Genomic DNA, 10234 nt, shown 5'->3' on the forward strand with positions numbered 1-10234 from the left:
AGATTGTCAACAATAGTCAACTATCGCAATGGATGATAGAAACACTCTAGGGAAAAGCTGCTATCTGGCAGTAGATCAAATGAACTGGCAATTTCCGGTAAAAGAAAAGCCAAAACCGGGCAGCGCCTTGATGGGCAGCAATTCACCTGTGACGGCTTTACCCTTGCGCCGCAAACGCGAGATCATGACTTCGACCCGGTGAAAATCGAACTCGTCCACGTCGCCGCCAAAGGCATGGATGATGTGGGCCTTGGACACTGGCTGCCCGCACTTTTCAACCAGGCGGTTGAGCAAAGTATATTCCTTGGGCGTAAGCGGGATGGAGATGTTGTCCGGCGAAATGAGCTGCCAGTGCGTTTTACATAGTTTCCAGCAAGCATTGGCCTGGGTAGGTGCGGAAGGAGCATGCGTAGGCTTGTTTATCGGGGACAAGCGCCGCGCCAGTGAATTCAGCACCGAAGCCAGCTCTTGCAGATCGACTGGCTTGACCATGTAGGCGTCGGCACCATCATCCAAACCCTGTACCCGGTCATCGAGCGTGCCGCGCGCAGTCAATATCACGATGCCCATATTGCTGCTTGAGCTGCGCAGGTGCTTGAGGATGGAAAGGCCGCTCTCTCCCGGCAAGCCGATATCGAGAATCGCAATATCGTACTTTTTGTTGACCAGCTCCCGATATAAAGCCGTGGCGTCTGCCACACCGGTCGCTTCGAAGCCGAGGGAACGCAACCCCAGCTCGGTTTCTTCACGAAGATCCAGATCATCTTCAACGATAATCACGCGCAAATGGCTAACGGTATTCAATTGCGTATAAAATCCATAATCTTTCGAACAACACGCTGGGTATTCTACTCTTTTGTGCGGCTTGCTATTACGACTTTCCATCCTGCTGGCGCTGCTGTGCTCTTTCCACGCTCATGCCCTGCAAGTGCCCAACCCGATGCAGCATGGTATTCAATTGGACAAAACAGGAGCACTTGCTTATTTCAGGGATGCTTCCGGCCAGGCGTCGCTTGAAGAGATTATCAGGCAAGACCAGGCTGGCGCGTTCTCCCCTATGCCTCTGGGCTGGATAGCCGGCTATTCCAAAGATGCGTTCTGGTTCAAATTCACGCTGGATTTTCCTGATATCCCCAACAATAAATACTGGCTGGAGATATTTCCTGCCATTCTGGATGATGTGTCGCTGTATGTCCCTGACGCTAAAAATCATTACAGCAAGCTCCAGCTTGGAGATCATTTTTCGGTCGAAGCCAGGCCAATCCAATACCGAAACTTCCTCTTTCCTCTTTATCCCGATGCGAGCAGTGGCGCGCAAACCTATTACGTCCGGGTGCAATCCACCAGTGTCATCAATTTTCACGCCACGCTTTGGCAGCCGCATGTGTTCATCAGTGGTCAATCCCAGCCAGATAGCCTCACTGGCGCGTATTATGGCGTCCGTCTGTTTCTTGCCTTGCTTGCCCTGATTCTCTGGATATGGCTACGCAATGAGGTATTCATCCTTTATTCGATATACCAGTGTGTTTCATGTATCACACAGGCTTATCTCGCAGGCACGGCACAAATTTCACTCCCGCTTGCGCCCCTAGCTTCAGATGCCATCCAGAAATCGACCAACTTCCTGTTCATGGCCACTGTCCTGATTTTCTATGTTTCGCTTTTTCAGCTTAAAAAACACCTGCCCCGTTTATTCCGCCTGACAAAAATAATTGTGGGCCTGGAACTGGCAATTTTCCTGGGTATCGGCATCCAATTACTTCCATTCAATGGCCTCATGACCAATCTGTTTTTGATGGTCAATCTTTCCATCCTGCTTTATGCCAGTGTATGGCTGTTACTCCACCGGCATTTTGACCGTCTCTTGTACATATTGTCGTTCTGGCTCGGCTTCGGTTTATATATCCTGGTCATGCTGCACAACCTCAATATATCGATCGGCCCGCCAATCACCATGATGGATATGCCTATCTTCTGGCCGCTGATTTCGCTTACCCTCGTGACTCTAGGGCTGATTAATGTCGCCAAACAGGATGCGGAAAAAAAGCTGCATGCCAAGGAAAAAGCCCTGGAGCTTTCCCAGGAACACAAACGCATTCTCGATCAGCGGGTGCAGGATCGAACCTTCCAGCTGGAACGCGCCAATCACAAGCTGCACCATGAAGTGCAAGAGCGGCAAGCCTTGCAAGCCAAGCTTGAAGACTCCCTGGAAAAACAAAACGAGCTGATGCAGGCGCAACGGGAATTTTTTGCCATGGCTTCCCATGAATTCCGCACCCCGCTTGCCATTATCGACACTACCTCGCAACGATTATCTCTGCTCCAATCCCAACCCAATCTCGACATGGGCGTCCTAGCTCCAGCATTGCGCAAAATACGCCGCGCCAGCCAACGCATGAGCCGCATGATCGATAACTTTCTCAGCATGGACAGGCTGGAAACAGGCAACACCCGCCAGAACATTCGCCATGAGACCCTCAACCTGGGAGAGCTGGCACGCGTGATGGTCGAACACTACCTGAATTTCAGCGACCGCCGGATCGTGCTGGAACTCAGCCCGACCTCAGCCATGATTCATGGGGATCAATACCTGATCAACCTGGTGATTTCAAATCTGATTGATAATGCATTGAAATATTCCACCCCCGAAACAGATATCACTGTCCGGGTGTTTCATGACCAGCATGAGTGTCATCTCGAGGTAAGGAATACCGGGCCTGGCATTCCTCAAGAGCTGCATGAGAGGATTTTTGAGAAATATGTGCGGCTGGAAGATAGCTCTGCCATCCATGGCACAGGCCTGGGCCTGCATATCGCCAGAAGAATCCTGGAAAGCCATGACGGAAAATTAACCGTCCACAGCAATGAGCAGGCAACCTGCTTCCGCTTGACCTTGCCACGTGCCGCCACTTAAATAAGCTGCAACTTGCTTGGTGAATAGATAAAAAAACGGCGCTCAATGAGCGCCGTTTTACATACCACACTACAAATTACAGCTTGTTCTGGCGACGGCGCGCAACAGCACCCAGCGCAGCAAAACCAATCATCAGCATGGCAATGCTGCTTGGCTCTGGTACGGCTGCAATGCTGATCGAACCGGCATAGATACCGCCGAAAGCACCATTGGCATTACCCGCAACGGTGACATAGTAATCACCAGCTGCCAGGTTAGCAAAACTGAATTCGCCACCTGCAACAGCGCCTGCTTGCCAACCATCAGCAACGCTATACAGGTCGAACTTCAGGCTGCTGAAATCAAACACAGCAACACCGTTATTAGTCAGTGGCAATTGATTCAAAGAGAAAACACCGCTGGTGAGATTAGCCAGGCTGAAGGTGTAGTCAGTGCTGAAAGCACCTGCAGCTACAGTAGCAGTATATGGAGTAACGCCAGGGCTGAGTTCGCCCAGATCCACAACATCAGCATAAGCAGTAGAAGCGGCAAATACGAAAGCCGCAGGCAACATTACACGTTTAAGTACATTCATAAAAACTCCTTTTCTGATCAATCAATGATCCCCCCGGACTTAATTATACCGGCATATCCCACAAACAAAAGAATTTACGGTTATACAAAATTATAAAAACACTGATTCTTAACACAAAAACGACGCCATCAGCATCGTTTGCAACCTTATTGGTTATTCCAAATACTGTTTATTAGGAAATGGACAATCAATCCAACACTTGCTGACGGTCTGCAAACACAATAGCTACACCAGCCAGAAAAATACAAAAAAAAACGGCACCCTTAGGTGCCGTTTTCTCAACTATCCTGAATATTACAGGCTCTTGCTACGACGGCGTGCTACAGCACCCAGAGCAGCGAAACCTACCAACAGCATAGCAACGCTGCTTGGCTCTGGTACTGGAGCGATAGCGAAGGTGTAAGTACCACCACCCAGACCACTGGTTGTACCAGCCACTTGGATGTAGAAATCGCCAGCAGTCAGTCCGTTCAGGCTGAATTCAACGCTTGAGGCAGGGCTAGTGATGTTAACGCTGTTCAGCAGATCACCAGCCACAACGTTAGAGCCAAATGTTCCTTGATAGACGCTGAATGTCAGATTGCTGAAATCCCAGATCGTGGCTTGACCCAAGGTCAGCACAAGCTTGTTGGCTGAAAAATCAGCAGCCGGCACATTCAGTGAAAAAGTGAATATATCGTCGATCGCACCAGTAACCGTCACTGGATCAATCCAAGTGAGGCTGCTGATTGGCCCCAGGTCTTGCTTTACAACAGGAGCAGCATTAGCGCTGGAAGCAGCAACCATGAATGCCACGGAAGCCAGCAATGTCTTGATGAATTTCATGTAAATCCCCTAAAAATAAAAACAATCTAAAAATACAGTAAATCTTTTTCTTTACAGCATGGGGCGTATTGTAACCGACCCATTTTTTTTGTCATGGGCCCGAATGGACTAATCCATGACCAATCCTCACACTTTGAATTTGTCCCGGCGGCGGCGATAGGCAGTAAAACCCATCAATACCAGGCCTGCAACCAGCATAGCGTAGGTGGAAGGTTCCGGTACTGCGGCGACATAGGCGTAAGCGCTACGGCCAGGGCTACCGATATCGCCTGCATTGGAAAGCACGCTACCTTCCGCATCACCAAGCTGAGACAGCACCCAGCCTGATGCCTGATGAGCGCCCACTGCCGCCCATGAGCCAGGCACTCCGCCGATACCGCTGGTTCTCGGGCCGTTGCTTTCCTTATCGTTGTAGGTTAGCCGGTCAACCAGAACATTGCCGTTGTAAATATTGATTTCATCCTCGCGCCCTAGGTTGACAGACAGCAGGCCGATCACCTTGGTGTTTGCCGCCAGGTTCCAGAGGGTGCGGAATGCCGTGGCATCCAGCTCGGTGACGATGACGGACTCGCCAGGATTGACAATACCAAAAGAGGCCAGGCTGAACGTGCCGGGAATACGGCTATCGTCGTCATAGCTCCAGTTGAAAAAATCGACGGCGTCGCTGCCAAAGTTGGTCAGCTCGAAGAACTCACCACTTTTCTTGTTATCGGTGTTGTACATCCATTCGGTGATCCTGACATCGGCATTCGCCAGGCTGCTCATACCGAGTGTGGACAATAACAACAGGCTTGCTAGTTTTTTCATGTTCATGGTTCCTTTAATTCTGACAATCATTTGGATGAATCAATAAATACGCTTAACGGCGTTGACGACGGCGTCCAGCCCAGGCGATTGCGGCCAATCCGGCCAGCATCATGCCGTAGGCCGATGGCTCTGGCACGGCAGCCACGGCTGCCAGTCGGTAAAGCGAGGTGGTGGCCGTACCTTCATTGGCGATGGACAGGTAATAATAGCCATCGTGGAAATAGCCCTTTAGACCCTCAGGCGCTACATCACCATCGGTGACGATCATGTCGATGTAGCTGACATTGAATGGGTCGGTGATGTCATAGACCGCCACGGCTGACTTGAGAGTGCGTTCCAGGCCGATGAAGGCGATGGTGCGGCCATTGATTTCCAGCAGTTCGACACCTTCCGGCTCCACGCCTTTGTCGTCGCTACGACCATCATCGTAAATGCCGAGCGCGATGGCCTTGGCGTCCAGCTGGCTGCCACTATCGAACACCAGGTTGCCGTATTGGTCGCGGATGGAGAAAGAACGTGCGCCGAATGTCACAACATTATCCGGCGTCGTATCCGGGTTGGCCACGTTCAGGCGATTGGCATCGCCAGCGCCACCCAGGCGGCTTTTATCCGCCTCGTCCTCACGGGTATCCCCTTCATTGGCAAGCACCATGTAGATGTTGCCGTTGGCTTCATAGGCTGCCATGCCATCAGGTTGATATAAGCCTTTCGCATTGACAGGGCGTAGCTCTATCTTGCCATCCTTATCAGAAGGGTCGATGTAATTGCCTGGCTGGCTGAAATCCTTAACACCCAAGCCAATCACTTGTTCTGCCTGATGGGTGTTCAGGTTGATCACGCCTACACCATTGGATTCCTGCAAGGTAACGAAGGCTTTGCTGCCATCCGGACTTACCGCAATGTATTCAGGTTCGAAATCCATGCCGGTAACAGATTTAGGACGTAAATAGCTACCCGATACAGGTGCACTGTCGAAGGTAACAGTAGCCGCCACCGTGCGGCTGCCCATATCGATGATGCTGACGCTACCGACGGGATCGTAACCGGAGTAATTGGTAGGCGTCGCTTCATTCGCCACCAGCAGGCGACTACCGTCCGGACTGAAGGTCAGCATGTCAGGCAGCGCACCAACCGTGATCGAATTAATGCCGCCACTCAATGACAATGTTGTGGTATCAAACAGTTTGACGACACCCGGCTGGGTGCGGTCTGTTTTATTCTCAATGGCAAACGCGGCAATGCCGTTATGGATGGCCACACTGTTGATGCTGCCATAAATGCTGGTGTTGATATGCTGGATCAAGCTGCCGTTGCTGGCATTGAGCACATCCACGCCTGCAACGCCAGCAACCCACAATGAGTTGGTCAGGCTATCAAAAGCAACGATCTCGGCAGATTGTCCTGCCACGCCGGTACTGGCATGGTTGTACGTCCACAATTTTTCCAGACCATTCAGGATGCTGCTGTCAGCGCTCGCCACTGCTGGCAGAAACGCCAGCGCCACAGCGGCGCAAATCATGTTCTTTTTCATTACATCGTTCCCTGTCGATTGACTTAAACATCAAGGCGCCTATGAGCGGCAACCTTGCCTGCGATGCATTCTAAAAAACGAATATGACAACTATATGTGCATGATTAACCCGTTTGGCGCACATAAAAAACCCGGCTATAAACCGGGATTTTTTATCAACAGGGTGGAATCAGGGAGAAACGTCATTTATGCCTATTCTTGCCTCGTCTATCCTGTCCTTGTAATCCTGCAGGATATTTTCAAGCTCCACACGCTTGAGCTGGGTAAAAGGCTCATCGCGCATGACTTTCTGATACAGGCCGGGCTTTTCATAAATCTTGATCAATTGCAGGCCGAAATCATACAGCTTGTCATTTTTCTCTCTGCTGGCATTCAATTGCTGCTGTTTTTTCACGATCACCGCCTGCATTTCCTGTCGCTGAGCCTCTCCCTTGCGCATGGTCTCCTGCGCAGTGGCAAGCTGTTGCTGTATGGTTTCGAGCTGGACCTGCAACGCCTGCCCGGTTACCTGCAGACTTTCCTTTTCCTTGCGCAATGCATCCAGCTCCATACCAAGCGCCGCGCTCTTGCGGCCGGCGCTGGCAATGCTGTTTTTCAACTCCGCATTCCTGGCCTGCTCCGCCTGGGTTTCCGCCTGCAATTTGGTCTTTTCCTGCTCAAACTGACTCTGCAACTGCTCCTTTTCCGCCTGCACCTGCTGCATCATCTGGCGCATGCGGCGCTCCTGCTGCTTGGCGGCCTTGTCCTTGTCGGCAGCCCATGCCTGCGATGCCACCCCGCTGACCGCCATGACGACCAGCAAAACCAGCGATATCCTTCCCATTATCCCGGCCATGCTCATGATCAGAACCTGGCGTTGAGGTCAAACTGGAATACATCAATGGAAAGCGGCAAGCCGCTGATCTCGCGGGTGCTGAGCCAGCGTGCCGTAAACCAGGTGTTTTTGTCCAGGCCGTAGCTGCCGCCCAGAATAGTCCCCTTGGCATCGGTGCCGCCCATGTGGAAATCGGAATCGGTAAATGCATCCACCACTGCATCCGCCTCCAGCCTCTTGTAGGCACCAAACACCTGCCAGTCATGGCGCTTCCTGATTTCTGGCATGCCCACAGTCAACCTGATCTGGTAAGCCTCATTCTCTTCCTTGTACAAGGATCCTGTCCGTCTCAGGATTTCCTTCTGGTCGAAACCAATATTTCTGGCGTAATCGCCTTGCAGAATTACATGCACAGGGTCGAAAGTCGCCAGGTCAATCTGGCCGGTCAAGTTCAATACCTTGAATTTGGAAGCCAGACCGCAACCATCGCCACTGTATCCCGCGCCTGAGCCCGTCACGACCAAGCCGCAACTGTTATTGCCGTTCATGTAAACATCGAACGTATTGTTGCCTTTTTGCCGGTACGGCATCACCGTGCCGTTATAGCGCGAGTCAAAGCCATCTATATTGTTCCGGATGCCTTCAACATTCTTGAAGTCATAAAGCGCAATGCCGGCCTTGATGCTGGACTGGTTCGGACTGGTCCAGGTAATTCCCGCCTGCGCTCCCATGATCCATTTGTCATCGGCTTTATTGACCGAGCCCTTCTTGACCTGGTCAATCGGGAAAGCGCCGATAGTGCCAAAGCCCGCGATGCTATCCGTCAACTTGGGCATGAATGCCATCGCCACGCCATCGAATGCCAGATCGGGGTCCCATACCATATCAGTCGAGAAGAAGGGGTTGGCGAACCGGCCCGCGGTCGCGCTGACCCAATCATAGGGTTTGGCGGTGATAAACGCCCGATCCAGCCCCCACTGAAGCTTGGCGGCATGGATATCGATGGATTCGTTCGGCGATACAGGGTCATCCATATGCCCGGTGGTCATGCGGATGCCAGCCGTGAAGGTGTCGCTGAGTTTCGCATTGATGCCAAAGCGCGCGCGCGCGCGATAGCGGTTCTGGTCATCCTGCGTATTGGAGATCATTGCCTGGCGCCCTGGATTCAGCCCATATTGAAACTCTTGCAGGTTTCGGCCTGAAAACCGGTCGGGCTCATAGCGCAGGCGCACATCGCCTTCAAACGAAATACGGTCCAGCCAGTCCGGCAACTTCAAGCGTTCTTCTTCCACATGGTAGTTGAGCTTGGCCATGACTTCCTTTTCGATATCGGCCCGCAACTGCTGCTTGACGAACTCCGGCACATACTGCACCCGTACCACCCCGCCGTCAGCGGCAGGCGTCGCCGCAACGGCGGCATCCGGCGCTTGCTCCGTGGAAGTGGCGGCCTGCCTGGCTTCCTCCGCCTTCTTCAACAGCGTGTCCGCCTTGTCCTTGGGCAGTATGCCTTCCTGCACCAGCGCCTCGATCAATCCAATCGTCGTGCTGCGCAATTGCTCCAGCGATTCGCGCTCCCCTGCCGTGGCAGGCGCTGTGAATACCGAAGCCATGGCCAGCGCCAGCGCAGCCGGCTTGATCATCCCTGTTTTCATCTTCATTTCCGTCTCTTGCCTTCATTCAGGCCATTGGGCCTGCATCTTCAAATTGACTACCCGCCCATGCTTTTCGCGGTAATCCTCAATCTCACCGGCTGCGGCATATCCTCGGGCGGCGCTTCAGAAATGCGCGTGACCGAGCGCAATGCCTGCCGCAGCAGCTCATCCTTCGCCTGCTCGCCGCTGCCGCTCACCAGCTCTATCCTTTCCACTCGCCCATCCTTGGCAAGCCAAAGCTCCACCACAACCTTGTATTGCTCGCGCGCCAAGTCTTTCTGCTCTGCAATGGCCGCCTCGATGCTGGCCTTGATCTTGCTGGTGTACCAGGCATAGGCGGACAACCCCTTGCTGCCGCCGATCTTCACGCCCACATCACCGCCGCTGTATTCATTGGTGACCTTGCCCGTGCCGAATGCGCTGGGCGCATCGCCCGCCTCGCCCTCCATCTTGAGGTTCTGCGGCTCAGGCGGCGCTTCCACCGGCTTGGGCTGCTCCACCTTGATCTCCTTGGGTTGCTCTTTCGGCTGCTCCTTGGGTGGCTCTTTCGGCGGCGGAGGAGGTGGTGGCGGCGTATCGGGCAATATCTTGATCGTAGTCACCGGTTGCTTCTTCGGCCCTGGCTTGCTCGATAACAGGCTGTAAACGCCGTAACCAAGCACTGTCAGCAACACAAGCACCAGGCCGATGACCCCAAACCGTTTCCAGGCCGGAACAGCTTGTTCTTCCTGCATCTGTGCTACCGCCATCAGGTGCCTATCCTCGATGTCACCAGGCCGACATTCTCGATTTCCAGCCGCGTCACCAGATCCACCACGGCAATGATTCCCGCATATGGAGCACGCGCATCGCCCTTGATCATCACGGAGAATTTCGGGTCGCGCGCCTTTGCTGCATTAAGCTGGCTTTCCAGCTCCGCCAGACTGATGCCGATACCGTTCATCAGCATGGTGCCGCCCTCCTGCACCTGCACGATCTTGACCTCGTGCTGTTCCGTACTCGGCTTGTTCGAGGGCTTGGGCAGGTTCATGGTCAAACCCTGCACCGAGGCAGTCGTCATCAGGATGAAAATCACCAGTAACACATAGGCGAGGTCGAGCATCGGCGTGATGTTGAT

At 53.0% G+C, this 10234-nt stretch carries 10 protein-coding genes; 1 reads left to right on the forward strand and 9 read right to left on the reverse strand.

The features are described from left to right. Positions 1–75: 75 nt before the first annotated feature. Entirely contained in the window at positions 76–804 is a 729-nt protein-coding gene (locus V7Z75_RS08185) for a response regulator transcription factor (protein WP_334108128.1), read from the reverse strand. Positions 805–865: 61 nt separating this feature from the next. Between V7Z75_RS08185 and V7Z75_RS08190 the strand changes: the two genes are divergently transcribed. Further along, the gene (locus V7Z75_RS08190; RefSeq protein WP_334108129.1) at positions 866–2914 is read left to right on the forward strand and encodes a sensor histidine kinase; all 2049 of its coding nucleotides are present in this window, start codon (positions 866–868) and stop codon (positions 2912–2914) included. Between the two features lie 76 nt (positions 2915–2990). Here V7Z75_RS08190 and V7Z75_RS08195 read toward each other — a convergent pair whose 3' ends face one another. The 8 genes from V7Z75_RS08195 to V7Z75_RS08230 all read right to left on the reverse strand — a co-directional run. Beyond that, entirely contained in the window at positions 2991–3488 is a 498-nt protein-coding gene (locus V7Z75_RS08195) for an FxDxF family PEP-CTERM protein (RefSeq protein ID WP_334108130.1), read from the reverse strand. Positions 3489–3782: 294 nt separating this feature from the next. Beyond that, entirely contained in the window at positions 3783–4313 is a 531-nt protein-coding gene (locus V7Z75_RS08200) for an FxDxF family PEP-CTERM protein (RefSeq protein WP_334108131.1), read from the reverse strand. A 126-nt stretch (positions 4314–4439) separates the two neighbouring features. Next, entirely contained in the window at positions 4440–5120 is a 681-nt protein-coding gene (locus V7Z75_RS08205; protein ID WP_334108132.1) for a lamin tail domain-containing protein, read from the reverse strand. A 52-nt stretch (positions 5121–5172) separates the two neighbouring features. After that, positions 5173–6651: a choice-of-anchor I family protein gene (locus V7Z75_RS08210; protein ID WP_334108133.1), complete on the reverse strand. Its 1479-nt coding sequence runs from the start codon at positions 6649–6651 to the stop codon at positions 5173–5175. 169 nt (positions 6652–6820) lie between these two features. Next, entirely contained in the window at positions 6821–7474 is a 654-nt protein-coding gene (locus V7Z75_RS08215; protein WP_334108134.1) for a hypothetical protein, read from the reverse strand. Between the two features lie 20 nt (positions 7475–7494). Continuing rightward, positions 7495–9117 carry a putative porin gene (locus tag V7Z75_RS08220; RefSeq protein WP_334108135.1) on the reverse strand — a complete coding sequence of 541 codons (1623 nt, stop codon included), beginning with the start codon at positions 9115–9117 and terminating at the stop codon, positions 7495–7497. Positions 9118–9173: 56 nt separating this feature from the next. Next, positions 9174–9866: a TonB family protein gene (locus V7Z75_RS08225; protein WP_334108136.1), complete on the reverse strand. Its 693-nt coding sequence runs from the start codon at positions 9864–9866 to the stop codon at positions 9174–9176. Continuing rightward, a partial coding sequence (locus V7Z75_RS08230) for an ExbD/TolR family protein (protein WP_334108137.1) occupies positions 9866–10234 on the reverse strand: 369 nt, incomplete at its 5' end. The genes V7Z75_RS08225 and V7Z75_RS08230, both read right to left, overlap by 1 nt.

It is taken from the genome of Methylobacillus sp., from assembly GCF_036844465.1.
GTDB lineage: Bacteria > Pseudomonadota > Gammaproteobacteria > Burkholderiales > Methylophilaceae > Methylobacillus.

Excerpts from the sequence above, each read along its gene's own strand:
- V7Z75_RS08195 (WP_334108130.1), bottom strand. The coding sequence starts at position 3,488 with ATGAATGTACTTAAACGTGTAATGTTGCCTGCGGCTTTCGTATTTGCC.
- V7Z75_RS08200 (WP_334108131.1), bottom strand. The coding sequence starts at position 4,313 with ATGAAATTCATCAAGACATTGCTGGCTTCCGTGGCATTCATGGTTGCT.
- V7Z75_RS08205 (WP_334108132.1), bottom strand. The coding sequence starts at position 5,120 with ATGAAAAAACTAGCAAGCCTGTTGTTATTGTCCACACTCGGTATGAGC.
- V7Z75_RS08210 (WP_334108133.1), bottom strand. The coding sequence starts at position 6,651 with ATGAAAAAGAACATGATTTGCGCCGCTGTGGCGCTGGCGTTTCTGCCA.
- V7Z75_RS08215 (WP_334108134.1), bottom strand. The coding sequence starts at position 7,474 with ATGGGAAGGATATCGCTGGTTTTGCTGGTCGTCATGGCGGTCAGCGGG.
- V7Z75_RS08220 (WP_334108135.1), bottom strand. The coding sequence starts at position 9,117 with ATGAAAACAGGGATGATCAAGCCGGCTGCGCTGGCGCTGGCCATGGCT.
- V7Z75_RS08225 (WP_334108136.1), bottom strand. The coding sequence starts at position 9,866 with ATGGCGGTAGCACAGATGCAGGAAGAACAAGCTGTTCCGGCCTGGAAA.